Origin of the sequence: Collinsella aerofaciens, from assembly GCF_001404695.1 — a bacterium.
Taxonomy (GTDB): domain Bacteria; phylum Actinomycetota; class Coriobacteriia; order Coriobacteriales; family Coriobacteriaceae; genus Collinsella; species Collinsella aerofaciens_E.
In genome coordinates, this window is record NZ_CZAQ01000028.1 from 1 (window position 1) to 24,863 (window position 24,863).

Consider the following 24,863-nt stretch of genomic DNA (forward strand, 5'->3'; position numbering starts at 1 on the left):
GTCGGCGTCCATGGTTCCTCCTTCAACGTTAATGAAGGATAGCCCGTCGCGGTGACATCGGATTTATGTCACTCCTGGTCTAACAGAGCCAAATTTAAACAGAAATACGTACGCATGTTCGCGTTTCGTGGTACACTGTATCTACCAGAATAAGACAGAGTGAAAGTCGCTTCGGAGGCCCCCAATGGTACGAAGCGCCGGCGCCGCGGATCCCCGCTGCCCCGACCCTGGCTTAGCCGGCGCACGCGACGCCGACTGACCGGCGGGATGCCGGTTGAAGCTACGCAATACCGGCATGTTGAAACCACTCGTCCTCCGGCGTGCGGATCATAGCATGTCGACTAAACCGAAGGGGCATACATCATGGACAATTCCAACGCAAGCCAGCAGATCGCTTTGTACGAGGACCCCGACCACGCAGTCCACCTTGACGTGCGCGTCGACGGCGATACGGTCTGGCTAACCCAGCAGCAGATGGCGACGTTGTTCGGGCGCGGAGTGCCGACTATCTCCAAGCACATTCATTCCGCAGCAAAGGAAGAGCTTGCCGGAATTCGAACTATTTCATTTTTTGAAATAGTTCGCTTAGAGGGAACAAGAACGGTCAAACGTCAGGTCGAGCACTACAACCTCGACATGATCATCTCGGTTGGCTACCGCGTGAAGTCTCAGCAGGGCGTGTACTTCCGCCGGTGGGCAAATGGCGTGCTCAAGCAGCATCTACTCCAGGGATACTCCATCAACCAAAAGAGACTCGAGGCGCTCGGAACGGTCTTCAAGGTCCTCGAGAGGTCGAGTACTCCGGAACTCTCCGGTGCGGCAGAAATTCTACAGAAGTACCTTCCGAGCCTGACTCTGCTCGATGAATACGACACGGGAAGGATGAAGGCGCCCCAGGGCAACGAGCCCAACTGGGAGCTCGGTTACACCGAAGCCCTCGAAGTCATCCGCAGCCTACCGTTCTACTCGTCGTCCACCCTGTTCGGACGAGAGCGGGACAACCAGTTCGCCGGAATCATCAGCGCCCTCTATCAGGGCTTTGGCGACCAAGACCTATATCCCTCCGTTCAAGCAAAGGCCGCCAACCTTCTCTACCTCGTAGTGAAGGACCATCCATTCTTGGATGGCAACAAGCGCTCTGCAGCGGCGCTCTTCATTCACTTCCTCGACAAGAACGGGATACTGCGCAACGGCGAAAGACTCCGCGTGGAGGGCAACGCGCTCGCGGCCATGACGCTCATGATTGCCCTCTCTGACCCAAGCGAGAAGGACTCCATGGTTACGCTGGTGGAGAATTTCATCGCGTAGCGCCTTCGCCCGAGCACCAGAATCGACGTTCCTTCATATAGCAGATGCAAACGAGGAAAGGGCCATCAAAGTAAGGCACCGTCATGGCGAGGGAGGTGCCGCAATGAGTCGTTCCATGAAAAGCCATATAAGCCTACAATTGTCATCAGATGTAGGCTTATATGGCTTTCGAGGGGAGGCCGGCATGGTGATCACCTACCGGGAGGCGCTGGCTGAACTCGGGAGCAGGTACCGCGTTCGCAAGGCGGTGTCGGAAGGGACGCTCCACCCCGTCGGCCGAGGGATGTACTCGACCAACCGGGACGAGGACGCCCTCGCCGTGATCGCGAAGCGCTACCCCGGGGGCATCCTGACCGGGCAGACCGCGCTCTACGCCCACGGGCTCGTGACCGCGCCCCCCGACCGGATCGACCTGGCCACGAAGCGCGGTGGGACCAAGATACGCGACGCCGCCGTGCGCCAGCACTTCATCCCGGAGGGATGGCTGGGCGTCGGGAGGTCGACCGTCTCGGTGGACGGGACCGAGCTTGCCGCTTACGACCCCGAGCGCATGCTCCTCGAGCTCATGCGCTCGCGCAACAAGCTGCCCTACGACCTCTACCGGGAGGCCGTCGCCTCGTTCCGCAGGCGGTCGGAGCGGCTGGACATATACAGGCTGCAGGACTACGCGGAGGCAATCCCGCACGGCGAGGCACACCTCGAGCGCGCCATGGAGGAGGTATTCTGATGGACCTGAACGAGATGAGGGCGCGCTACGAGCGCGAGGAGGGCTACTCCTGCCTCAACGCGACCGCGCGCGTCTGCCAGGACGTGATCCTCTCAAAGCTGGCGGCATCCGGCATGCGCGACCGAGTGACGGTCAAGGGAGGGGTCCTGATGTGCGCGCTGTCGGGGAGCGGGCGCCGCGCAACCCAGGACATAGACCTCGACTTCGTGCGGTACCCGATGACCGACGCCTCCATTCGCTCCTTTGTGTCCGCCCTCTCGAACCTCGGCGACGGCGTAACCGTCCGCATCGCCGGCGAGATAGAGGAGCTGTCGCAGCAGGACTACAAGGGCAGGCGCGTCAACCTCAAGGTCAGCGACGGGCGCAGCACGTTCGACACGAAGCTCGACCTGGGGGTCCACGCGAGCGCTGCGATGGAGCAGGACGAGCTGTGGTTCGACGTGGCACACCGGCAGGAGGGCGTCTGCCTGCTTGCGAACTCGAAAGAGCAGGTGTTCGCCGAGAAGCTCAAGTCCCTGCTGCGCCACGGCATCCGAACGGCCCCGGAAACTCGTTTCATGGAGCGTTTCATGGAAAATCCCCCCAATCTAGCAACGGTTCAGAGTCTACTAGATTGGGGGGACGCGAGCCAAGTCGACAAGGGCAGTTAACCGGCGGCTATTCATGCCTCGATTTAGAACCGCTCGAGAATCTCCGCGGCGTTCTCTCGCAGATAGATATCTAGGTCCGGCACGGCAAACTGCACGTAGCCCCTCTGCGGAGCTTGAATAACCTCTCTTTGAAGCAGCTTAGCCCTAATAGAGCTGACCTCATTGGTCTTTTTACCCATGCGTTTAGCAATCTCAGATGATTTGGACTGCTGCTTATCCTCGCACATGGCCAAAAGGTATTTGATATCGTTGAGTCCAAGTCCAGAAATCGCGGGCTCGTGAACAACATCGTGAAAACGAGCCTCTGCCAGCGCAATGCCTTCGGTGACGTCGCCCTCGCTCACAATGGCACTTTTGGCACGATGCAAGTTGGCGCGTTGCCAAATGGAGTAACCGACCAGTTGCACCAGATAGGCATAGCCCTTAGTGGCCTTAGCGGCTCTCGACAGAAGATCGTCCTCTATGGTCAAACCAGTCGCGACAAAGCTATCGCCCATAGAGAGCGCTACCTCCACCTGGTTGATAGGCGCCAGATCTTCGGAGAGGGCACGACGCAAGAACGTAAGCGCCTTGCCGTTAATAAGATCCATAACGCCGGCGGGTAAGCCGGCAAAGGCAAGTGCGATATCTACTTATATCGAATAATATCGAGCTGTATAAGCTTGTATAAACTTATCGCGGAAGTATCGAGCTGTATAAGCTTGTATAAACTTATCGCGGAAGTATCGAGCTTTCGTAATATGACTTAGTTAGTAGTCCACCATTGCTTTCTTCCAAGCTCATAGCGAAAGAAAGTTCAGGACTTCCTAAACCCATTGCCTTAGACCGAGAAATACTCACTCTCGGCAGATAGGTTTGGCCCCAACCACGGATCGCCATCGAGGAAGAACTCCGGCCAGCGCTGCATGAACAGTGCCTGCTCTCGCTTCCAGCGGCGCAGCTTTTCCTCGTTGGCCTCTTCCCTGCCGCGCGAGGTGAACTCGTAGTGGTACAGCTCGGCATAGGGCGTAAAGATGGTGCGGTAGCCCGCCTCCCGCACACGGAGGCAAAAGTCCGCGTCGTTAAAGCCGACGGCGAACTCCTCGTTGTAGCCTCCGACCTGCTCAAACACGTCGCGACGAACCATCTGGCAGGCGCCCGTTACGGCGCTAAAGTTGCCGGGACGTACAGCACGGGCAAGGTATCCCTCGCGCTTTGCCGAGAAGTCCTGGTTGGCATGGGCAAGTGCGCCGCGCACGCCAACCAAAATGCCGGCATGCTGCACCAGATGATCGGCAAAATAGAGTTTGGCGCCCACCACGCCCGCATCGGGACGCATCAGATAGCCCATCATCTCTTCAATAAAGCCGGGGCTTATGACCTCGGTATCGTTGTTCAACAGCAGCAGATAGTCGCCCTTGGCATGCTCAACGCCAAAGTTGATGATCTGGGAGTAATTGAACTCGCCCGGCCACCACTCAACGCGCGCCGTGCCCTTGCCACCAGATGCAGCCGCTATGCGCTCCAGAAGGGTTTCGTAATACGCAAACGTCTCCGGGGCTTCGCTGTTGTTCTCCACCAAGACGATCTCATAGTTGGCATACGTGGCCTTCTGGGCAATCGACATCACACAGGCATCGAGCGTCTCAACGTGGTCCTTGGTGGGAATCACAATGCTCACCAGCGGCGCAGGCTCCGGCAGCGCATAGCGCATGCGATAGACAAACGGCGTCTCGGTCTCCTCGACCGTTCCGCAAATGCCCAGCTCGTTAAAGTGACGCTGCAGCGCAAGGCGCCCGGCTTCAATGGCATACGGCTTGCTATCGGCAGAGCCATCGGCGGTCGACCCCGGATGAACGCGCCAGTGATACAGCACGTGCGCAACATGCTCAAACCGCGCGCCCGCCGCAAGGCAGCGAAGCGTCAGGTCGTAGTCCTGGGCGCCCGCAACGTCTTCTGGGGACATGCCAATACGATCGATAAGCGCCTTCTCCACCATCAGGAAATGCGTCACGCAGTTATGGCTATAGAGCAGGTCAACGTTGAGTTTGGTCTTAAAGACCGGCTGGCCCCACTCCCCCGTTTTCTGGAACATGTCCTCGTCGCAGAACAGGACCTGGGGACGCTCGCCCTCGGCAGCCTTGTTCAGCGCGGAAACATACTGGAATAACGCGTCCGGTTCCAGAATGTCGTCATGGTCCAAGAACGCGATGTAGTCTCCAGTCGCCTGCTGAATACCAGCGTTGGTGTTGAGCACAATGCCGCCGTTGCCAGGCAGCTCAATACGACAAACCCGCTCGTCATTGGCGGCAGCCGCAAGATTGGCCACCGCATCCCATTCGGGCGAGGCGTCCATAAGCAGCAATTCCCAGTTGTCATAGCTCTGGGCTAGCACCGAGTCCAGCAGCTCGCGCAGGTAGACCCGATCTGTCTTGTAGCACGGCACCACAATGCTCACGAGCGGTCTATAGGCAAAGGCCGCCGAAGCGACACGCTGGCACGCCAAATCGGCCGGCTTTGCGCGATGCCGTTCAAACCAACGTCGATAAGCTGCGTCGTCTGCACGCGCGTCCTTCATGCGGTTCCAACTGTCGTCGACCATGCCGTTGTACAGGCGACCATCCATGGCGCAAAAACCGCTCTGAATCTGCTCTGTGGGATCACTCGCAATCGCGACAAAATCCCGTATATCCTGAGGCATCTCTACGCTCAGATACGTTTTATTGACGCGGCAACCGTTGCGCTGCGGCACATCGCCCTGCGATTCAAACACATGCACGGTGGCATCGATGACATTCATATGCGCATCGAAGATCTGGAGCTCAGGTGCGCACTGGAGGTCTCCAGCCCAGGTAACCTCATAGCGCCACACCGCGCCGGCGTCTGCCGGTAAATAACGAACGGCATCGATCTCATAGCGACCGCAGCACTCGCTGCGCTGTGCATCGCGAACAAGCGCACACATCGCAGGCTTTGCTTTGTAGTTAATCTTGGATTCCAGCTTGGCCACGCGGCTATCGAGGCGAATGGCGCCAAGCTTTTGGCCACCGGACACAAATGCAGCGTCGATCGCAGAGCCATCCAAAAACGGAAGCACCAAGACAGCGAGCTCGCGCTCGTAATCGGAAACGGAAGGGCAAAGCGCCAGCACACGGCCATGATCGACTGGGAACACCAGCGACGGCACACAAGAACCGCTCGTTGTCGCATGGGCAAACGCCTGAGAACCCTCCCGCTCGATAAGCGCGGCGACATCCTGACCGGCAAAACGAAGCAGCACAAACAGACGGCCCTGACTGCGGCAAAGTGCCAAACGCTTGATACTCATCTACACTTCTCGCTTTCCAAGGGCGTTCGCTGCCATGCGTTTGCAGGCACCCAGGCGCCCAAACCTCAAGACGTCGTAATCGAACATGAGCTTTTTGCACGCACGGGCATTGGGGGCATTGCTGGTAAGCGCTGCACGCACCATAGCAGCAACAGAAGGAGCGCATTGCGCGAGCGCAGTATCGCTGCCCACGGCAGAGCCGGCAAGCGCCGTGGCAACGGCAGCAAACACCTTGCCGCAGTCCGTACCCAACAGCCTGAGCGCATCGTACAGCACCAGATCGCACAGGAAATATGCCAGGTCATCGGCATGCTGGGCATCGAGACCATCGCGCTGCCAGTCAGCCAGCACCGCGGAGTAAATCTTCACGTGCTCTAGCAGGCGCGTCTCGTCGTCATAGCGCATGATGTCCATGAGCGAGCCCTTGCGCGCCACACGGTAGTCATACAGCTTGTTCGAGATAAGCGAAGTCTTGCACGAACGACCGTACACGGCAAAATCGAAGACCTGGTCCTCGCCATACTTAACGGTTTCGTCGAACACGATCCCGTTGCCCAGCAAAAACTCACGCTTGCAGGCGGTGCGCCATGCAAAGGGGCGAGACGCTTCCTTAAACAGCAGGTCGGTGCTATAGCCCTCAAATGACACATCGCGCGGGCTCAGCACATAGTTAAGCCACGGATACCCTGCCTCCAGCGGATACGGGTTCGCGCCAAAGGTCAAAACGTCGCAGTCCTCGCGCTCAAAGGCATCGACGATCACGCGGCATGCATCGGGCGTAAAGCGGTCGTCGGAATCCAAAAACGCGACGATAGGAGCCGAGGACGCAGCGATACCCGCGTTACGGGCGCTCGACAAACCACCGTTGGGTTTATCAATCAGCGTAAAGCGCGCGTCCTTTTCGCAATAGGCAGCGGCGATGTCGCGCGACCCATCCGGCGAGCCATCGTTAACCAGCACACCTTCCCAACCGGGCATATCCTGCGCGAGTAGGGAGTCCAGGCACCATGCCAGGCAATCCTCCACCTTGTAGATGGGAACGACAACGGAAATCTTGGGGGTAACCATAATCACGCGCTCCTACTGTGCGGCCGGAACGTCATCAGGGTGCGGGTTGTCACCGTAAGTGCGCTGATACGTCAGCACGCGCCAGACCAGCGGCAGGCCGCCGATCTTAAAGTAGTGCTTAAACGTATTGAGCTTGCCCGGCTTCTTAAAATCAAAGCGCGAATCGATATAGGCGCGGGGCGACTTGACCATCAGGCGCAAGTCGGTCTCGCCACGCGGATCAAACAGCGACAGATCAAAGCGACCAGCATCCCAGTCGGCCTTGAGCTCGGACGAGGCTTTCTTCCAAAACTGCTCGCGCAGTTCATCGACCAGGCGCTCATCATTCCAACGGTACGTATCGACCTTCATGCGCATTAAAATACCCTGAAGCTGAGCCTTAAGCTCGGGGCGTTCATCCAAAAAGCGCTGCATCTCGGCGTATTCGTCGCACACGCAAAATACCTTGTTGGGCGAATTAACGGAGCTCTTCTCGTTATCCTGGCGATAGCACAAAATGGGGTCCGCAATAAACGCGGCACGCTCGGCGCAAGCCCAAACCTTAAAGTTAAAGCCTGCGTCCTGATACGAGGCACCCGGCGTGGGAAGGAACCGAATCTGATTGTCGTTGAGGAACTCGCGCCGATAGATAGCCGACCAAATGGAAGGTTTGCGGTAGAAGATGCCCGGGCGATCGACAGGGCGATACGCGGCGCCCGTCATATGCTCGTCGATGATCCCAAACAGCTCACGGCGCTCGCTGGGCGTGGACCAATACAGGTAAAAGTCGCCCTTCACCACATCGGCATGCTCAGCATCGGCCTTGGCGACCAGCTTTTGGAGCGAATCCTCAAACATAAAGTCGTCGGACTCAAGGATGCCCACGTACTCACCGCGCGCCATCTCCAGGCCGCGGTTCATCGAGTCGCCGTAGCCGCTGTTGGCTTTGTCGATCATCTTGACACGGGAGTCGCGCTCCATGTACTCGCGGATAATCGCCGGCGAGCTGTCGGTCGACCCGTCGTTAATGCAGATGATCTCGATGTCCTTGAGCGTCTGAGTCACGGCAGAATCGAGGCACTCGCGCAGGTAGCGTTCGACATTGCAAATGGGAACAAGCAGCGAAACTATAGGGGTATCAGAGTTCTGCAAGAGAACCTCCTGTTGAATAGCGTGTAACAGGGTTATTTTAGCAGCCGGGTTGCGGCGGGCGGCAGCGCTTGGAATTATATAAAGCGCTCCAGGCAGGCTTTGAGACCGCGAGTCGAAAGATAGAACAGCGTGGCATCTGCCATCGAAACGTCCGGGGTCGCCGCAACGAGCTTGTGGGCAACACGGCGAACGGCGCCCTTAGCAGGCATATCCGCCCACTCCGTTCCCAAAAACGTCGTGAGGTCCATGTTGACGCGAGCCGCCACGCGATGGAAGTCATCGGAATCCAAGCGCGCCAAATCAAACACGATAAGGTCCAGGAACCAGGTGATCAGCTCGCCGGGACACAGGTCCATAAGACCGTAGCCCGCCCAGTCCTCCAAGACCTCCTCGAGCATTCTCATATGGGCATCGAGCTTTTTGGCGCGAGCCTCGACACTGTTGAACTCGTGCGTCGCCGATTCGCTCTCCATCACGTAGTGGTAGAACTTGTCCGGCATGACGACGGTCCTGTGGGCAAGCGCATAAGCCGCAAATTGGAAGACGACGTCCTCGCCCAAAGCCAAACCGGGGGCGAAGCGAATGCCTTCGCGATTGAGCAGCTCGCGCGAAAAAGCCGCACGGCAGGCATAGGGCTGCGTATTCGAATGGAACAGCAGTTGGGGATCACGGGCGCCGAAGGTACCAGCTTTGGGGCTCATGAGTTGCTGGACGCGTTTGGGGGCAGCATCGGCAGGTTCACAGGCGCCGCCAAAAACGGCGGCCTCGGCATCCGCAGACTCCATGGCATGCAGCACGCGCTCGACCGTCTGGGCATCGATGTAATCGTCGGCGTCCACAAAAAAGACGGTCTCGCCCTCGGCGGCATCGATACCCGCATTTCGAGCACACGAGACGCCCGCGTTTTCCTGGTCAATCACCAGTACGCGATCGTCGGCCTGCGCGATCTGACGCAACGCGTTCAACGAATCATCAGTCGAACCGTCGTTGACGCAGACAACCTGAATCGAGCGCTCGGACTGGGCCAACAGCGAATCGAGGCATCGCTGAATGGAGCGCGACGAATTGTAGACGGGAACGACAATGGTCGCTTTGGGGGTCAAAGTCTCTCCCATGTCGACCTATCCCCTCAGCGATTCGATGAGGAAGGCAGCGACCACGCCTGGGCCTCCAACCGAGGCGTAATACTTAGCACGCCCCAAGGCACCATCCGTCGCAAAACTCGGATGCTCGTCAACCCAGCCCTCAGGATCTTTGAGGATGGCAGCGAGATTTGCGCGCTTCCACGGCTTGAGGTCGTCAAGCGAAAAGTCCCCGGCGTCCAAGGCCGCTTGGAACTCCTTGGCCATCTGAACCAGGAACTCCTTATAGAACTTAGGCGCCAGGCGCACGTAGTTCCACATGTACGAATCGTACTTAATGAGCTGATTGAACTTGAGCATGCGCGCGACATCGCCGCTTACGTGGTCGCGGGCATAATCCTCACGAATCCAACGCTCAATCTCGGCATACTCGGTATTGACGCAAAAGACCTTAGCCGAAGAATTGACCGAGGAGTTCTCGTTGTCCTGACGATACGAAAGCACGGCATCGTGCAGGTAAACGGCCTTGTCGGCGCAGGCAATCACCTTAAAGGCAAACGACGTGTCCTGAAAGGATGCTCCCGGAGTCGGCAAGAACTTGATGCCGTTGCGCTCAAGAAAATCGCGACGGTACACAGCCGACCAAATCGACGGTTTCTGCTTAAAGAACTGCGTCGTGTCGCTCGGGTGCACCGGCTTACCGCAGTCCTTGGCCTTAAACATCTCGTGCAGCGAACGGCGCTCCTCGGGCTTAGACCAGTAGAAATCAAAGTTCGCCTTCGCAAAGTCGGCATTATTGCTATCGGCGGCCGAGACAAGCTTTTCGAGTGCGTCGGGCGCCATAAAGTCATCGGACTCCAAGATGCCAACGTACTTGCCACGCGCCATCTCCAGACCGTGGTTCATCGAGTCGCCGTAGCCGCTGTTGGCCTTGTCGATCATCTTGACGCGCCTATCGCGCTCCATATACTCGCGGATAATCGCCGGCGAGTTGTCGGTCGACCCGTCGTTAATGCAGACGATCTCAATATCCTTGAGCGTCTGCGCCAGGGCGGAATCGAGGCACTCGCGCAGGTAGCGCTGAACATTGTAAATGGGAATAAGCAGCGACAGAACAGGGCTGCCAGAGGCGTTAGTAGACAAATGTGCTCCTTAGGAAATACCTGTCGTTTCATGGTATCAAAGGGTCAGCGCGCCAGCGGGCGTTTATATAATCTATGGAGCCTCTTGCGGGCAAAGCAGCCCCACGTCATGCGGCGGGCCCATGGCAGGTTCCTGCGTTTTATTCAAAGCTTGCCGCTAAGGTGCGCCGAGCCTTTACAATAGGACAGTCCCAAGGACGTATTCGATAGCTTCCGCGCAGCACTCGCCCGCCGCGCGTGAAAGGATATATTGCCCCATGCCTTCAACCCTTCCCGCTCCCATCGACAAGCTCGCCATCGTCGTCGTTACGTACAAGCGCCAGGAACTCCTGGCCAACTTGTTCGACTCCATGACCGAGCTCACGGCAACGCCCTGGCGCATCGTGATTGTCGATAACGAGAATTCGCGCGAGACCGAGGCCATGTGCACCGCATTCAACGAGCGCCTGGCCAACCTGTGGGGCATCGACACCGAGCAGCCCGACGCGCAGGGCGGCACCGACCGTGTCATCTACGCCCCGCAGCTCAAAAACGGCGGCGGTGCGGGCGGCTTCTCCGCCGGCACTAAATGCGCCTACGACCTGGGCGCTCAGTGGTTCTGGGTGATGGACGACGATGTGCTCGTCATCCCCGAAGGCATCGAGCGTCTTGCCAAGTGGACCGACCGCTACGATGTCATCCAGGGTTCGCGCCTGGACTTTGACGGCGGCGCCTTCTTTTGGCAGTACCAGCTCATCCTTTCGCTCGGCATCCCTAACCCCATCGCCAAGTGGGATCTGGGTCCCGAGGGCTACCGCGCCATGAACCAGCTGTGCTTTGAGGGCGGCATGTTCTCGCGACGCGTGGTCGACAAAATCGGCCTGCCCGACGCGCGCTTCTTTATCTACGGCGACGATGCCTGCTACGGCTACGTAGCCAGCCAGCACTTCCCCGCCGCCGTTGTGGCCGACGTGGTGCTCAAGCGCGCCCGCGCCGTCTCTAACTGGGACATCGCCGGCAAGCGCCAGCTCAACTCCACGAGCGACACCAACCGCTACTACATCATGCGCAACCGCGGTTATCTGGCCCGCTACATGCAAATCTACGGCGACTATCACCCCGTGCTGTTCCGTCTGGGCAACGCCGCGACCTTCTGCAAGGAGTTCATTCGCCTGGCAGCCGTTGACAAGTGCTTTAAGACCGGTATTCCGGCGCTGCGCCGTGGCATGAAGGACGCCCGCAAGATCATCAAGGACCCCGACTGGAAGCCCATGCCGCCCATGAAGGACACCGAGTAACGGAAGCCGGAAACACCTCGGCGCTTAAAGCCGCTGGCACCCCGTAGCCACATGCTGCCCATCAAAACCGAACCCCCAGCGCATGCGACCCACGCCGGGGCGCGGCACACGGATTTCGTCGATGCCGTCGCGCTCTATGTCGAGTAGCGACTGCACGGCCAGCAATTCCAGTCCCAGCGCATCCACATCGGGGTCATACATCAAGTTAATCGTTATCAGCGGGCGCTCGTCCAGCATGCCAATCGTATCTGCTACGTCGAACACAGCACCCGTAGGGAAAACCTGGATGTCCCAGCGACCCGCACCACACTTTCGCCTCGAGGCAGGATTGGCATAGCCCGGTAAGCCAAAGCAGAGCCCCTGCAAGAGCAGATGATATGGCAGCGGCTTATCTGGGTCGGTCTCACCGATTCCCGCATCCCCCAGGATGCGGCTTAGCGCCCGCCTCACGGTATCCTCGTTCCCACGGCACAGCCCGTCGCGAAACGCATCGACGTCTCGAATGTCTTCGGCAGCGCACTCAAACCACTCAACAATCACTAGACGCAAGGCCTGTCTAAGCTCGTTATTGGGCAATCGCAAAGCACGGAGGCGATTGCCATGCTCTGGCTCCTCAGTCATATCCGTCGTGAGAAAACCGGACAGATACAGCGCTGTCCACATGCCATCGTCAGGCGAGACATCTGGCTCTGCAGTGCCCAAACAAAGCGGGACCTCAGCGCACCCATGGGCCTCGAGCAAATCAAACAAGACCGAAAGGCGGTCGAGATTCCACCCGGCAACTACCCTACTCAGGCAATCCGCATACCCATACAGATCGGCGCGCACAGGCGCCGTGCAGCCTCGGTCCAGAAAACCGATCACGCGCGCCGGACTCGAACAATAGACCCTGCCAAACCGATATCCCTCGAGCCATTCACGCGCATCATCAAGGTATTCCTCGCGCCCAGCATGATTCAACAGAGCCTGGACCTCGGCATCCGAAAAGCCGAACCAACGGTCACACCACGTCGAAAGCGGCGTCGACAGACAATACGAACAACTGCGCGAAGAAAGCGCCGCTTCGGCAGGACCGGGACACTCCCCCATCAGACACGTCAGCCGCAACGAATCGCGCGCAGTGGCAATGGCGTCGAACAGCACGCGATCGAATAGCCCTGCCGGATCGGCGTCGGAAGCGTCCCTCGCGCTCGCACGGCGAGACCACGCCGCATCGTACCCATCAACGAGCAATACAACCTGCTCATCGCAGGCCATCTCCAGCAGCTCAATGAGCACACCGAGCACCGAGTCAACCTCGTCCGCGCTCGCCACGCCACGCGCGACACGTTCGATGTGACGCACCTTATCTCGAGCTAAATCAGGAGCCTCCAAGAGCGCCAACAAGCGAGCGCACTCGCCCGAAAGGGCATCGCGCACGACGTCGGCAATAGCGGCACCACGCCTCGCAGCGCCAGAAAAGTCCAGCGATATCACCGGATAGCAAGCATATTCATCCCGATAGCGCCCACCGTCTGCATCCCAAATCTGAGCATTGGCAAACAAACGCTGATCAGCGCGACCAACCGCTGGACGCTCCAGAAAAGCCCTGAGCGTCGACAAGTTCATGCTTTTGCCAAAACCCTCGGGTCGACAGCACACCACAACGGACGCGTCGCAGTCCAACACATCGGCAATAAACATGGTCTTGTCGACCAGCGTGCAGCAACCAAGAGCCTCCGCATAGTCGTGCATGCCAATGGGCAAAGCCGCATCGTCGGCACAGCCGATCAAACGCACGCCAAAGCCAGCAGCACAATCAACATTTGCCTGTTCAGACACCAAAACGTTCCCCCTAAATCGCAGCACGATGCCAATTGTAATGACCGCATCGCATGTACCGATGTCGCCGCGCAAACATATCGGGCAACGGTAGTAACAAGAGGTGTGAGGGGGCACAATTAATCGTTGCACAACAAAACGGGGCCCGATACATTCGCACCGGACCCCGTCCCGACTATTTAGTTATCTGGCAACTGAGAGCCTACTCCCCCGAGTCGTCCTCCCCAGAAGCCTTCTTCTGCTGATCGAGCTTATGCTTACCACTTACGATAGACGTAGCGCCCAGCGTGGCCAAGCTCGCGCTGGCAAGGCTCGCCATAACGATAAGGTCGCCCGTCTTGGGCATGTTACCGCCCGAAGTCTTAGTCGTTGTAGTGGTGGTTGTAGTGGTCACCGTCTTGGAGTCATTTTGCTCTTGGTTCTGGTTGTCGGTGTTGCCCTTACTGCTGTCCTCGCCCTGCTGCTTTCCGTCCTCGGTCTTGTCCTTGTTCTTGTCCTTCTCCTCAGATTCAGACTTCTTGTCCTCGTCCTTCTTCTGAGCGGACTTGTCGTCCTTCTCATCAGAGCTAGAACCCTTATCGGATTCAACCTTCTCGGAAGCCTTATCCTTGGAGTCGCCCTTTGCGGCTTCGGTCTTTTCCGTGGAAGCCTGATCAGAGTTGTCCTTGTTCTAGGCCGAGCCGTTATTGACGCCAGCCATCAGCGAAGAACCCAGCGTAGAACCAAGCTGCTCGGAGAAAGAAGGCTTCTTGTCCGGCGAAGCAACGGGAGCGTCCGGCGCCTTATTCGAGTCGTCCTTGGAAGCATCGGAATCAGGGGTTGCGTCAGAGCCAGAGCCGTTGTCAACGGACGAATCGCTCGAGCCGGTGGATGAGTTAGAGGTGTCAGCGTCGGTCGAACCAGAAGCGTCGCTGTCCGTATTGCCGGCAGAGCTTGAAGACGAATCGCCCGCAGCAGAGCCGTTCGAATTGGAGCCGTTCGAGGTAGAGCCGTCGTTGGTAGTGCCACCAGCAGAGCCATTACCGTCAGCATCGGTCGAGGGCGCATCCATCCTGTCATCGTTGGCATCGTCACTCGAGTCGTCATTCGAATCAGGTGTCGGCGAGGGCGCCGGTGTAGGCTCGGGCTGCACGGGCGTCGCAGCGGCAGCGGCCTCGTCCTCGGCGATATAAGCCAAGCAGTCCTTCAGCTCATTCTTATAACGGTTCTTCCAGCCCTCATGATACTGGGGCTGGCTCGAATACTTGGTGGCGACATTGTTGACCACGCTATTGGAGAGCGCCGTCACAAACTCACGGTCAGTCATATCATTAGAAAGATTCGCCCAGCGGAAGAAGTCCCTGCAGCCACCGGTGCCGCACATGTTGGTAATGCTCCACGCCATGCCCTTGACGCAATCGGCACGGCCCGAAATATCAATACCAAGGCCGCTCTTGAGCCACGCCTCGGTCACCGCATAGTACGAGTTGTACGCATAGGCATCTTGAAGTGCTGAGAACTCAACAGGATCGGTGTTGTACGCACCTTGGAAGGCATCCTGAGCGATACGGCCCAACTCGGTGAGCTGGCCGTTCTCGTACATGGCATTGCTCGTGTTGGAAATCTCGCTGCCGCGATCAATCGCATCCTTGAGCATGCTGTATTTTTCAGGGTTGTAGTTGTAGGCCTGCTTCATAAACGGGATGAGCGACCAACGGCGGTCGAACTGGTAATAGCCCAGCGCGTTATAACCGTCGCCATACGAAAAGCCCTGGTTATAGTTGCCGTGGCTCTCGTACTTGGTAAAGTACTTCATCTCGTCGGTCACATTGACAAACGAAACGCCCTGGACCGACCTCAGCACGCCCGAGAAGGACTGCTGGGTGTAAAGGCCCTTATCGATATCGGTGGCATCCGAGGCAACGCCCGGCGTGGGCTCCTCGGCAGCGGCGGGCGCGGGCGCGGTAACGGCGCCAAACGAAAGCGCCAGCGTCAGGCCCGCGACAATAGCAGAATGCTTGGGCTGCATAAGATCCTCCCTGCATTGGTATAGTTAAAGTGCAGTTTGCAAAGATAGAAATAAGTATTGCAGCTCGCCCGTTGTTGCACAACAACCCCTCGGTAAACGGCAACAACCCTCCGCGAAATCTTAAGGAATTAGACAAACTGGTCGTCGGGCGCCAACAGAAGCTCGCCGTAACGTTTCGTCAGCCCGTCTCTCAACTGACAGAAAGCGGGAATATAGACGTTCAAGATGCGCTGAATCAAATCTTGAGCGAGCTTGTTGTCGTAGATATGGACGTTCGTATTGCGGTCTCTGAGCATATCCAGCCAGGCTGCCTCATCAATAAAGTCGTAGAATCGGTAGGACTCCTTCAAGATGGCACGAGGAGACCCCGACGCGGCAAGCGTGGCGCCCTCATACTCGAGCAGACGCTTAAGGAGCTTCCAGCTCAGTTCAAATTGAAGATTGAACTTATTAATCAATCCACTCTGAACAAAATCATTGTTGAGATCCTGATTGGGCGCATCCTCAAGATTCGCCAAGGCGCTGGCAAAGTTCTCATATTTTTTCATACAGAATCACACCATCCCTGGCAATTTCATCGAGCAATTGCTGCGATAAGGGCTCATCGAGATTGACGACATCTACATCTAAAAGAGTATCAAGATGTTCCTCGATCAAATATGAGAAACGGCCGAAATCCCGGCAACCTGCTACGGCGATGTCAATATCGCTCTTGGGCAAGTTGTCGCCTCGAGCACGAGAACCAAACAACACGACCGTCTCGGCGTCACATTCCCGAGCAAAAACTTCGATTTGCTTATACACCTTGTCGAGAGATGCCATTTGCAGCCCTACAGCTTAATGTCAAAGTTGATCTCGGGGACGGCGGCCAGGTCGGCCAACGTCACGCCGTCGACGTACTTTTCGATCACGTCATCCAGACCACGCCAGAACTTGACGGTGGAACACAAGTCACTGCGGGCGCAGCTGTTGTCGATGCCATCGCACGCCACCGGAGCCGTGCTGCCCTCAACGGCACGCAAGATGTCGCCGGCACGCACCTCGGCCGGGTCCTTGGCCATCATGTAGCCGCCGCCCTTGCCACGCACGCTCTTAAGCAGGTCCGCCTTCATAAGCGGACGCACCAGCTGCTCCAGATACTTCTGCGAAATGCGCTCGCGGTCGGCAACCTCGCGCAAGGCAATCTTGCCCTCGGCGTCGCCCAGCGCCGCGATATAGATCATCAGTCGGAGGGCATAGCGGCCCTTGGAAGAAATGAGCATACCTACCCTCCCATCGCATCTGGGACAACATAACCAGGTTTGTTTGTCCCAAATTTAAAGTAAGTGGGACAAACACAACAGGTTATTTTGTCCCAGAATTTGAAAAGTCGAGTGGATTAGTCGGGTTTTCCCTTGACTAACGCCGAACCCATAGTAACTTTATTCCGAGAAGATTCCTAGGGTTTAGTACACCTATGAGTACACCATATACAGAGAGGGACAGCATGAGCGCAAATCCGCTGCTTTCCATCGAAGGTCTGACCGCCTCCGTGGACGAGAAGACCATCCTCCACAACGTCAGCCTCAACGTCGCCGCCGGCGAGACCCACGTGTTGATGGGTCCCAACGGCGCCGGCAAGTCCACCCTCGGCCACCTGGTCATGGGCGACCCCGTCTACACGGTCAACGACGGCCGTATCGTCTTTGACGGCCAGGACATCACCGAGCTCACCACCGACAAGCGCTCGCGCGCCGGCCTGTTCCTGAGCTTCCAAGCACCGGTCGAGATCCCCGGCGTGCCGCTGTCGAGCTTTTTGCGTGCCAGCATCGCCGGCCGCCCTGGCCTAGAGATGAAGGGCAAGGAGTTCCGCCGTCGCGTCAAAGAGCTCGCGGCCGAGCTCAACATGGACACCGCCTACCTCAACCGTGAGCTGGGCGTGGGCTTCTCGGGCGGCGAGAAAAAGAAGGTCGAGATGCTCCAGCTTCTGCTGCTGCAGCCCAAGCTCGCCATCCTAGACGAAACCGACTCGGGCCTGGACGTCGACGCTCTGTCCACCGTCAGCCACGGCATGGACGCCTACCGCAAGAGCTGCGACGGCTCCATGCTCATCATCACGCACAACACGCGCATCCTGGAGCACCTGGATGTCGACCGCGTCCACGTTATGGTCAAGGGTCACATCGTGCGCGAGGACGACGCCTCGCTCATCCCCTGGATCGACAAGAACGGCTTTGAGACCTTCGAGCGCGAGGCCGCCGAGCAGCGCGCCCAGGCCGAGGCCGCCGCTGCCGAGCAGCAGGCGTAAAGGGGCGACGCAATGACCAAGAACCGCACCGAGGTCGCGGACATCGACCGCAGCCTCTACGACTTCACCTATGGCGAGGAGGGATTCGAGCGCCTCGACGCCGGCATCACGCCCGACATCGTGCGCGAGATTAGCGCCAAGAAGGACGAGCCGCAGTGGATGCTCGACCTGCGCCTCAAGTCCCTCGAGATCTTCAACCGCTTCCCGGATCCGACGTGGGGCCCCTCCATCGAGGGCCTGGACATGGACAACATCGTCACCTACGTCAAGCCCAACACCGACCAAAAGCACGACTGGGAGTCGGTGCCTGACGACATCAAGAACACCTTTGAGCGCTTGGGCATCCCCGACGCTGAGCGTAGCTACCTGGCGGGCGTCGGCGCGCAGTACGACTCCGAGCTGGTCTACCACAACATGCAGGACACGGCATCCAAGATGGGCATCGTCTACTCCGGCATTGAGGAGGCCCTGCACGACCCGCAGTGGGAGCCGCTCATCCACGAGAAGTTTATGACGCTCATCCCGCCCACCGACCACAAGTTTGCGGCCCTGCACGGAGCCGTATGGTCGGGCGGCTCGTTTGTCTACGTGCCCAAGGGCACCAAGTTGGACTTCCCGCTGCAGAGCTACTTCCGCCTTAACGCCAAGGGCGCCGGCCAGTTTGAGCACACGCTCATCATCGTCGAGGACGATGCCGACCTGCACTTCATTGAGGGCTGCTCAGCGCCCAAGTACAACGTGGCCAACCTCCACGCCGGCGCCGTCGAGCTCTTTGTGGGCAAGCGTGCACACCTTCGCTACTCGACCATCGAAAACTGGTCCAAAAACATGTACAACCTCAACACCAAACGTGCGCGCGTGGACGAGGATGGCGACATCGAGTGGATCAGTGGCTCCTTCGGCAGCCACGTGGGCTACCTCTACCCCATGAGCGTGCTCAACGGCCGTCGCGCCCGCTCGAGCTTTACCGGCATTACCTTTGCCGGCGCCGGCCAGAACCTGGATACCGGCTGCAAGGTCGTGCTCAACGCGCCCGAGACCTCGGCAACCGTCGAGACCAAGGGCATCTCCAAGAGTGGCGGCATTCAGACCTTCCGCAGCTCTATTGTGGCGACACCCAAGGCCGAGGGCTCCAAGGCAACCGTGAGCTGCCAGTCGCTGATGCTCGACGACCAGAGCCGCTCCGACACTATTCCGGCCATGGACATCCGCGCCAAGAACGTCGACATCGGCCACGAGGCTACCATCGGCCGCATCGGCGACGACAAGGTGTTCTACCTGATGAGCCGCGGCATCTCGGAGGAAGAGGCCCGCACCATGATCGTCAACGGCTTTGCCAACCCGGTCTCCAAGGAGCTGCCGCTGGAGTATGCCGTCGAGATGAACAACCTGATCAAGCTCGAGATGGAAGGAGCGATCGGATAATGAAACAGACCACCAACACCGCTGCTACCACACTCGAGCAGGTCAACGCGATGCCGGCTGCCACTTGGGGCTGGCTCAAGATGAACCAGACCAAGCTTGAGCTTTCGGACGAGCTTGCCGCCGCTCCCGCCGAGGCCGTTGAGGTCGAAGGCTTGGACGAGCAGTTCTCCGGCGCGGCCGACGCCTTCGACACCGCCATGGACGCCATGGCCGAGCGCTTCCCCGAGCGCCGTGCCTCCGCCCCCGGTGATGCCGCCGACCGCGCCCGCATCACGCCCGAGACCGAGCTCGATGTCCCCGCCACCTCCGTCTACCAGGCCGGTGCCATTAAGCTCGAGGAGGAGCTCTCCCCTGCTGAAGCCTTCGAAACCGGCATGGGCGAGGCTGCCTACGCCTACTTGGCCGAGCACGCTACCAAGCGCATCGTCATCGATGTGCCCGCATACCAGCACGCCACGGTTACCGTGCGTGTGAGCGGTGTCGATGCCGCCGCGGCCATCGCCGCCATCGACATCGTCGCTCGCCCGCAGGCAACGCTCGACCTGCATATTGCCCTAGACTCTCCTGTTACCGGCGAGGGTGTCGTGGGCTCCGTGCTACGCGTGTGCGCCCACGAGTACGCCACCGTCAACGTGACCTGCACGCAGACACTCGACGACAGCTGGATCGCACTCGACGACACCGGCCTGTTCCTGGACGAGGGCGCGCGCGTCAACGTGCAGCACACCGTCCTGGGTGCCGGCGCCAGCGCCACCGGCCTTGCCGGCGACCTGCTGGGCGACACCGCCAAAGTGACCATCGATACCGATTACCTGGGCGCCCGCGAGCAGGTGCGCGACTTTAACTACGAGCTGCGCCACCGCGGTCGCAAGACCGAGTGCGAGATCGACGCCAACGGCGTGCTGACCGGCACGTCCAAGAAGGTCTACCGTGGCACCATCGACCTCGTGCACGGCTGCAAGGGTGCAACCGGCACCGAACGCGAGACGGTGCTTTTGGCCAACAAGGGCGTCGACAACAAGACCGTTCCCGTCATTCTCTGTGACGAGGACGACGTCGCCGGCAACCACGGCGCCACCATCGGTCACGTCCGCGACGAGCAGCTGTTCTACCTCGCCTGCCGTGGCCTTGACCAAAACGCTGCCGAGGACCTGTTCATCCGCGCCAAACTGGAGGACGCCGCGCTTTCCGCCACCGACGAGCGCACCCGCGCCGCCGTCGTCCGCCTAGGCAACAACCTGATCGACAACTTTGAAGAGGAGCTCGCATGATCGACACCGAGCACGTTAAATGCGACACCTGTACTGCCCCCGAGCCCATGGAGCTCGACGCCAGCGACGAGGCTTCGCGCTGCTGGCCCACCGTGGACATCGAGACCAACCCCTACAAGGGCCAGTTCCCGCTGTTCCAGCAGCACCCCGAGATCGCTTTCCTCGATAGCGCCGCCACCGCGCAGCGCCCTGCCTGTGTGCTCGACGCCGAACGCGACTTCTACCAGCGCATGAATGCCAACCCCCTGCGCGGCCTGTACTCGCTGTCCGTCGAGGCCACCGACGCCATCGCGAAGGTCCGCCAGCAGATCGCCGACCTCATCGGCGCCTCACAGGCCAACGAGGTCGTCTTCACCCGCAACACGAGCGAGTCGCTCAACCTGGTCGCTAAGAGCTTTGCGCCCACAGTGCTCGAACCGGGCGACGAGGTCGTCATCACCATCATGGAGCACCACTCCAACCTGATTCCGTGGCAGCAGGTCTGCCGCGAGACCGGCGCCAAGCTCGTCTACCTCTACCCCACCAAGACCGGCCAGCTCACCACCGAGGAGGTTCTTGCCAAGGTGGGTCCCAAGACCAAGATCCTAGCCGTGGGACAGGTCTCCAACGTGCTGGGCGTCGAGAACCCGGTCAAGAACCTCGGCAAACTCGTGCACAAGTACGGCGGCTACCTGGTCGTCGACGGCGCGCAGTCGCTGCCGCACATGCCGGTCGATGTGGCCGACCTGGGCGCCGACTTCTTTGCCTTTAGTGCGCACAAGGCCATGGGCCCCATGGGCATCGGCGTGCTGTGGGGCAAGATGGACCTGCTCAACGCCATGCCGCCCATGCTTACCGGCGGCGAGATGATCGATTCGGTCACCGAGCAGAACGCTGTCTGGGCTCCCGTCCCCGAGAAGTTCGAGGCCGGCACGCAGGACGCCGCCGGCATCTTCGCCACGGGCGCCGCACTCGATTACCTGGTCAACACGGTGGGTTACGAGAACATCCAGGCCCGCGAGCAGGCACTCGTCCACTATCTGATGGGCGAACTCATGCAGCTCGACTTTGTCCAGATCATCGGCTCCATCTATTGGGACAACCACCACGGCGTCGTGAGCTTTAACGTCAAGGGCATCCACCCGCACGACGTAGCGAGCATCATGGACATGGACGGCGTCTGCATTCGCGCCGGCCACCACTGTGCGCAGCCGCTGCTCACCTGGCTGGGCGTCGAGAACCTTGCCTGCTGCCGCGCCAGCGTGGCCTTCTACAACGACAAGGCCGATATCGACAAGTTCATCGCCGGCCTGCATCACGTTTGGAGCACGTTCAATGGGTAATCTGTACACCTCCACCACGTTTATGGAGCACAACTCGCACCCCGACTACAAGTACGAGATGGACGCCCCCACGCACGAGCACGACGGCATCAACCCCAGCTGCGGAGACGAGCTCACCTTGCAGCTACGTGTCGAGAACAACGTGATCGAGGAGGCCTCCTTTACCGGCCACGGCTGCGCCATCAGCCAGGCAAGCGCCGACATCATGGCCGACCTCATCACCGGCGAGACCGTCGAGGAAGCTCGCCGCTTGGCAGAGCTCTTCCTCGCCATGATCCGCGGCGAGCAGCTCTCCGAGGAGGACCTGGAAGATCTGGACGAGGCCGCCCAGCTCCAGGACATCTCGCACATGCCCGCCCGCGTCAAATGCGCCGAGCTCGCCTGGCGCACCCTCGACGGCATGCTCGAGGGGCAAGCAAACCAGTAGCGTATGCCCCGAATCCAAGGTTTTTGATTGCCGAGCCGCCCGATACGGGCGGCTCTGTTTTTTCTAATGAGCGCGAACGCACAAAGTCCGCGCGTCCGGCACCCCGTCTGTCATTTACCACACAGCCAGACGCGAACACGGGCGTTTTCCACAGCACCAAAGGCCTGCGGCAGGGCCACGAGCACGCCTAGCATCGTCCCATGCCCCATCCAGCTGGGCTCCGATTCGCTTCGCGCCTGCTGCAGACGGGTCCCATAGGGAGCGGCGTGCATTTTTGCGAGTATTCAGCACGCCAAGCTGTGTGTATACGCATCGAAAGCGTTAATCAACGTCTCCAGGCGCATATATAGTGCGTTTTAGAACAAGCATCGTGGTCTCAGGGGCGCAAACATGAGCTTCGGGAGCGCATCGGCAGGCATAAATAGCTTCGGGGCCCGTATGTTGCAAAATTGCGACGGTAGTGGCAGTACCGCGATGCTGAAAACTCCATTTTTTGCACGGCGCAGATGGGGGTAGGCACGGGCAAACCCGGACTGAGCCCTTATTTTATGCAAGATGGCGATTGTTCTATGCATATTAAGAAGTGCAGTTGCCGCACCAAGCTTTTGAACGCTTGTTGCGGCGTATGGACGACCCCATCTGCGGCGCACAGGCGACCCTACATCACGTTTCCGCCAGTCCGCATCGCCGTCCGCGCGCGGGCACGCACAATACGAGAGACGGTACTTTTGCCAATCCCGGTATAGCGCTCAATCTGGCGCACCGTGAAACCGGCATCGTGCAATCCAAAAATAACGGTATCGCGCTGCGCCGGCGGTGCGGCTTTAACCCCGCGAAGCGGAACCCCGAGTTCCTTAGCCATCTTGCCGGCAAAGGCGTGGCGTTCCCACTCCGTCTCTTTCATATCGCCCAGCGCTGGCTCGCCGCCGTCGGGCGTCGAAAGTGAATAGGCAATAAAGCCCTCGGCAGAACCAAAGAGCTCAAGCACGCAAGAAGGATCAGAAAATCCCCTCGCGACATCAGCCGCGTCACCGTCGTAAGCGCGCAAATGCTCCGCAAAGCTGCTCCAGGGATAACGCTCGATTAGGCCAACGCCCGCCTCCTGTGGATCGGCGTGTACGGAGCGAATAGCCTCCATCACCTGCCAGTCGGTATCGAGCGAGCGCCGGTCAAAACGGTTCTGGAACAGATGACCTGTGCGCCCCGTGCGTTTATTGAACCGCCGCGCGTACGTCAAAAGCAGCCGGTGCATCGCCGCGCTCATCGCGTCCTCGTAATCTGCCAGCACCAGATGCACGTGATTGCCCATAAGACACCAAGCGATAACCGTGACGCCTGCCTCCCGGCAGCAGTCGCGCATCAACTCCAAAAACTCCCACCGGTCTTCATCGCCCTCAAAGATGAGCTGCTTGCCCACACCGCGGGCACAGACATGGTAAAAGCCGGTAACCGTTCTCCAAACGCGCTGCATGGCGCTCCCTTCGCCGGGATCTGATTGCCATCCAATACAGCACGATTGAAGCGTGCCATCAAAACATTCACGCAAAACAATACACTCGCGCGGCCAAAGGCAGTAAACGGGCGGCGGACGGCACCGTTGCAACAGGTCAGACCCCGCAACGCATACAAGAGCCGACCAAAAGCTTGCCAAAGACGAACCCCCTCTACGGAAGTTCGCGACCACAGAACATATAGTTAAACCGTTTCAATTAAAACTTCCGGACTTCTCGCTACGAAAACTGAGCCGTTCGCCGAATATTCCGTGCATTTCGCGGTATTATAGGGGCTGCATGTCATGTCCCTTTCGAAGGGTCGCCCGGCAATCGCCAGCCACGACCCCCAGACGGGACGCCAACACGATAGAGAGGAGAGGCATGCAGTACTCACAGGAAGTGGAGAACATGTGCCCCGTTGCCAAGGGTGCATACCACGGCCCCGCACCCATCCCCGAGGAGGGCAAGTGGGTCCAGGCTAAGGAGATTTCCGACATCTCCGGTCTTACGCACGGTGTGGGTTGGTGCGCACCTCAGCAGGGCGCCTGCAAGCTCACGCTGAACGTCAAGGACGGCATCATCGAGGAGGCCCTCGTTGAGACCATCGGCTGCTCGGGCATGACCCACTCTGCCGCCATGGCTTCCGAGATTCTTCCCGGTAAGACCATCCTCGAGGCCCTCAACACCGACCTCGTCTGCGACGCCATCAACGTTGCTATGCGCGAGATCTTCCTGCAGATCGTTTACGGCCGCAGCCAGACCGCGTTCTCCGAGGGCGGCCTGCCCGTGGGCGCCTCCCTCGACGACCTCGGCAAGGGCCTTCGCTCTCAGGTCGGCACCATGTTCGGCACCAAGGCCAAGGGCGCTCGTTACCTCGAGCTCGCTCAGGGCTACGTCACCCGCATGGCTCTCAACGACAAGAACGAGATCATCGCATTCGAGTTCCTGAACCTCGGCAAGTTCACCGACGCCGTCAAGGCCGGCAAGACCCCCGAGGAGGCCATCGCTGGCGCTATGGGCCACTATGGTCAGTGGGAGAACGCTGCCAAGTACATCGACCCGCGCACCGACGAGGAGACTCACTCCGTCGCCAGCGTGTTCCCGGTTCACGAGTAGA

Annotated in this window: 23 protein-coding genes; 10 read left to right on the plus strand and 13 right to left on the minus strand. The window is 59.2% G+C overall.

Annotated elements, in window-relative coordinates:
- Positions 1-363: 363 nt before the first annotated feature.
- From AQ996_RS07385 to AQ996_RS07395, 3 genes are all read left to right on the plus strand, one after another.
- Positions 364-1,308 carry a virulence RhuM family protein/type II toxin-antitoxin system death-on-curing family toxin gene (locus tag AQ996_RS07385; protein ID WP_055252272.1) on the plus strand — a complete coding sequence of 315 codons (945 nt, stop codon included), beginning with the start codon at positions 364-366 and terminating at the stop codon, positions 1,306-1,308.
- Between the two features lie 184 nt (positions 1,309-1,492).
- Positions 1,493-2,035, plus strand: coding sequence for a type IV toxin-antitoxin system AbiEi family antitoxin domain-containing protein (locus AQ996_RS09950; RefSeq protein WP_055252273.1), 543 nt, complete (start codon positions 1,493-1,495; stop codon positions 2,033-2,035).
- A complete protein-coding gene (locus tag AQ996_RS07395; protein WP_055252274.1) occupies positions 2,035-2,685 on the plus strand; it encodes a nucleotidyl transferase AbiEii/AbiGii toxin family protein in 651 nt (216 codons plus the stop codon). The genes AQ996_RS09950 and AQ996_RS07395 overlap by 1 nt, the downstream gene beginning before the upstream one ends.
- A gap of 23 nt (positions 2,686-2,708) precedes the next feature.
- On the opposite strand, the gene AQ996_RS07400 is transcribed toward AQ996_RS07395, so the two are convergent.
- The 6 genes from AQ996_RS07400 to AQ996_RS07425 all read right to left on the minus strand — a co-directional run bounded on the left by AQ996_RS07400 (position 2,709) and on the right by AQ996_RS07425 (position 10,416).
- On the minus strand, positions 2,709-3,275 hold the full coding sequence (locus AQ996_RS07400) for a DUF8462 domain-containing protein (RefSeq protein ID WP_187360521.1): 567 nt from the start codon (positions 3,273-3,275) through the stop codon (positions 2,709-2,711).
- Between the two features lie 230 nt (positions 3,276-3,505).
- Positions 3,506-5,992, minus strand: a complete 2,487-nt coding sequence (locus AQ996_RS07405) for a glycosyltransferase family 2 protein (RefSeq protein WP_055252275.1) — start codon at positions 5,990-5,992, stop codon at positions 3,506-3,508.
- Positions 5,993-7,060 carry a glycosyltransferase family 2 protein gene (locus AQ996_RS07410; RefSeq protein WP_055252276.1) on the minus strand — a complete coding sequence of 356 codons (1,068 nt, stop codon included), beginning with the start codon at positions 7,058-7,060 and terminating at the stop codon, positions 5,993-5,995.
- Positions 7,061-7,072: 12 nt separating this feature from the next.
- On the minus strand, positions 7,073-8,191 hold the full coding sequence (locus tag AQ996_RS07415; protein ID WP_055252277.1) for a glycosyltransferase family 2 protein: 1,119 nt from the start codon (positions 8,189-8,191) through the stop codon (positions 7,073-7,075).
- A 74-nt stretch (positions 8,192-8,265) separates the two neighbouring features.
- Positions 8,266-9,306 (minus strand): glycosyltransferase family 2 protein, encoded by a 1,041-nt coding sequence (locus AQ996_RS07420; RefSeq protein WP_055252278.1) that lies wholly within the window; start codon positions 9,304-9,306, stop codon positions 8,266-8,268.
- Positions 9,307-9,312: 6 nt separating this feature from the next.
- Positions 9,313-10,416 (minus strand): glycosyltransferase family 2 protein, encoded by a 1,104-nt coding sequence (locus AQ996_RS07425; protein WP_055252279.1) that lies wholly within the window; start codon positions 10,414-10,416, stop codon positions 9,313-9,315.
- Positions 10,417-10,672: 256 nt separating this feature from the next.
- Here AQ996_RS07425 and AQ996_RS07430 point away from each other — a divergent pair, with 256 nt between their 5' ends.
- Positions 10,673-11,692, plus strand: coding sequence for a glycosyltransferase (locus AQ996_RS07430; RefSeq protein WP_055252280.1), 1,020 nt, complete (start codon positions 10,673-10,675; stop codon positions 11,690-11,692).
- 24 nt (positions 11,693-11,716) lie between these two features.
- Here the strand turns inward: AQ996_RS07430 and AQ996_RS07435 are convergent, their stop codons facing one another.
- The 6 genes from AQ996_RS07435 to AQ996_RS07455 form a co-directional block, all read right to left on the minus strand.
- Complete coding sequence (locus AQ996_RS07435) at positions 11,717-13,513, minus strand: AAA family ATPase (protein WP_148315901.1); 1,797 nt, start codon at positions 13,511-13,513, stop codon at positions 11,717-11,719.
- Between the two features lie 202 nt (positions 13,514-13,715).
- Positions 13,716-13,907, minus strand: coding sequence for a hypothetical protein (locus tag AQ996_RS09840; RefSeq protein ID WP_148315903.1), 192 nt, complete (start codon positions 13,905-13,907; stop codon positions 13,716-13,718).
- 276 nt (positions 13,908-14,183) lie between these two features.
- Entirely contained in the window at positions 14,184-15,521 is a 1,338-nt protein-coding gene (locus AQ996_RS07440) for a VgrG-related protein (protein WP_055252282.1), read from the minus strand.
- Between the two features lie 128 nt (positions 15,522-15,649).
- On the minus strand, positions 15,650-16,069 hold the full coding sequence (locus AQ996_RS07445; RefSeq protein ID WP_035138648.1) for an HI0074 family nucleotidyltransferase substrate-binding subunit: 420 nt from the start codon (positions 16,067-16,069) through the stop codon (positions 15,650-15,652).
- Positions 16,056-16,343: a nucleotidyltransferase family protein gene (locus AQ996_RS07450; protein ID WP_055252283.1), complete on the minus strand. Its 288-nt coding sequence runs from the start codon at positions 16,341-16,343 to the stop codon at positions 16,056-16,058. The genes AQ996_RS07445 and AQ996_RS07450 overlap by 14 nt, the downstream gene beginning before the upstream one ends.
- 8 nt (positions 16,344-16,351) lie before the next feature.
- Complete coding sequence (locus AQ996_RS07455; RefSeq protein WP_055252284.1) at positions 16,352-16,783, minus strand: RrF2 family transcriptional regulator; 432 nt, start codon at positions 16,781-16,783, stop codon at positions 16,352-16,354.
- A 224-nt stretch (positions 16,784-17,007) separates the two neighbouring features.
- On the opposite strand from AQ996_RS07455, the gene sufC reads away from it, so the two are divergent.
- Genes sufC through sufU form a run of 5 tightly spaced genes read left to right on the plus strand, consistent with a single transcriptional unit; the run spans position 17,008 to position 22,253 of the window.
- On the plus strand, positions 17,008-17,808 hold the full coding sequence (sufC, locus tag AQ996_RS07460) for a Fe-S cluster assembly ATPase SufC (RefSeq protein WP_055252285.1): 801 nt from the start codon (positions 17,008-17,010) through the stop codon (positions 17,806-17,808).
- Positions 17,809-17,820: 12 nt separating this feature from the next.
- Positions 17,821-19,233, plus strand: a complete 1,413-nt coding sequence (gene sufB / locus AQ996_RS07465; RefSeq protein WP_055252286.1) for a Fe-S cluster assembly protein SufB — start codon at positions 17,821-17,823, stop codon at positions 19,231-19,233.
- On the plus strand, positions 19,233-20,504 hold the full coding sequence (locus AQ996_RS07470; RefSeq protein WP_055252287.1) for a SufB/SufD family protein: 1,272 nt from the start codon (positions 19,233-19,235) through the stop codon (positions 20,502-20,504). Before sufB ends, AQ996_RS07470 begins: the two co-directional genes overlap by 1 nt.
- Positions 20,501-21,826, plus strand: coding sequence for an aminotransferase class V-fold PLP-dependent enzyme (locus AQ996_RS07475; RefSeq protein ID WP_199575608.1), 1,326 nt, complete (start codon positions 20,501-20,503; stop codon positions 21,824-21,826). Before AQ996_RS07470 ends, AQ996_RS07475 begins: the two co-directional genes overlap by 4 nt.
- On the plus strand, positions 21,819-22,253 hold the full coding sequence (sufU, locus tag AQ996_RS07480; protein ID WP_055252288.1) for a Fe-S cluster assembly sulfur transfer protein SufU: 435 nt from the start codon (positions 21,819-21,821) through the stop codon (positions 22,251-22,253). Before AQ996_RS07475 ends, sufU begins: the two co-directional genes overlap by 8 nt.
- Positions 22,254-22,911: 658 nt before the next feature.
- Here the strand turns inward: sufU and AQ996_RS07485 are convergent.
- A complete protein-coding gene (locus tag AQ996_RS07485; protein ID WP_055252289.1) occupies positions 22,912-23,724 on the minus strand; it encodes a transposase in 813 nt (270 codons plus the stop codon).
- Positions 23,725-24,127: 403 nt separating this feature from the next.
- On the opposite strand from AQ996_RS07485, the gene AQ996_RS07490 reads away from it, so the two are divergent.
- Positions 24,128-24,862, plus strand: a complete 735-nt coding sequence (locus tag AQ996_RS07490) for an iron-sulfur cluster assembly scaffold protein (protein ID WP_006235554.1) — start codon at positions 24,128-24,130, stop codon at positions 24,860-24,862.
- Position 24,863 lies beyond the last annotated feature (1 nt).

Excerpts from the sequence above, each read along its gene's own strand:
- AQ996_RS07385 (WP_055252272.1), top strand. The coding sequence starts at position 364 with ATGGACAATTCCAACGCAAGCCAGCAGATCGCTTTGTACGAGGACCCC.
- AQ996_RS09950 (WP_055252273.1), top strand. The coding sequence starts at position 1,493 with ATGGTGATCACCTACCGGGAGGCGCTGGCTGAACTCGGGAGCAGGTAC.
- AQ996_RS07395 (WP_055252274.1), top strand. The coding sequence starts at position 2,035 with ATGGACCTGAACGAGATGAGGGCGCGCTACGAGCGCGAGGAGGGCTAC.
- AQ996_RS07400 (WP_187360521.1), bottom strand. The coding sequence starts at position 3,275 with ATGGATCTTATTAACGGCAAGGCGCTTACGTTCTTGCGTCGTGCCCTC.
- AQ996_RS07405 (WP_055252275.1), bottom strand. The coding sequence starts at position 5,992 with ATGAGTATCAAGCGTTTGGCACTTTGCCGCAGTCAGGGCCGTCTGTTT.
- AQ996_RS07410 (WP_055252276.1), bottom strand. The coding sequence starts at position 7,060 with ATGGTTACCCCCAAGATTTCCGTTGTCGTTCCCATCTACAAGGTGGAG.
- AQ996_RS07420 (WP_055252278.1), bottom strand. The coding sequence starts at position 9,306 with ATGGGAGAGACTTTGACCCCCAAAGCGACCATTGTCGTTCCCGTCTAC.
- AQ996_RS07430 (WP_055252280.1), top strand. The coding sequence starts at position 10,673 with ATGCCTTCAACCCTTCCCGCTCCCATCGACAAGCTCGCCATCGTCGTC.
- AQ996_RS07440 (WP_055252282.1), bottom strand. The coding sequence starts at position 15,521 with ATGCAGCCCAAGCATTCTGCTATTGTCGCGGGCCTGACGCTGGCGCTT.
- AQ996_RS07445 (WP_035138648.1), bottom strand. The coding sequence starts at position 16,069 with ATGAAAAAATATGAGAACTTTGCCAGCGCCTTGGCGAATCTTGAGGAT.
- AQ996_RS07450 (WP_055252283.1), bottom strand. The coding sequence starts at position 16,343 with ATGGCATCTCTCGACAAGGTGTATAAGCAAATCGAAGTTTTTGCTCGG.
- AQ996_RS07455 (WP_055252284.1), bottom strand. The coding sequence starts at position 16,783 with ATGCTCATTTCTTCCAAGGGCCGCTATGCCCTCCGACTGATGATCTAT.
- sufC (WP_055252285.1), top strand. The coding sequence starts at position 17,008 with ATGAGCGCAAATCCGCTGCTTTCCATCGAAGGTCTGACCGCCTCCGTG.
- sufB (WP_055252286.1), top strand. The coding sequence starts at position 17,821 with ATGACCAAGAACCGCACCGAGGTCGCGGACATCGACCGCAGCCTCTAC.
- AQ996_RS07470 (WP_055252287.1), top strand. The coding sequence starts at position 19,233 with ATGAAACAGACCACCAACACCGCTGCTACCACACTCGAGCAGGTCAAC.
- AQ996_RS07475 (WP_199575608.1), top strand. The coding sequence starts at position 20,501 with ATGATCGACACCGAGCACGTTAAATGCGACACCTGTACTGCCCCCGAG.
- sufU (WP_055252288.1), top strand. The coding sequence starts at position 21,819 with ATGGGTAATCTGTACACCTCCACCACGTTTATGGAGCACAACTCGCAC.
- AQ996_RS07485 (WP_055252289.1), bottom strand. The coding sequence starts at position 23,724 with ATGCAGCGCGTTTGGAGAACGGTTACCGGCTTTTACCATGTCTGTGCC.
- AQ996_RS07490 (WP_006235554.1), top strand. The coding sequence starts at position 24,128 with ATGCAGTACTCACAGGAAGTGGAGAACATGTGCCCCGTTGCCAAGGGT.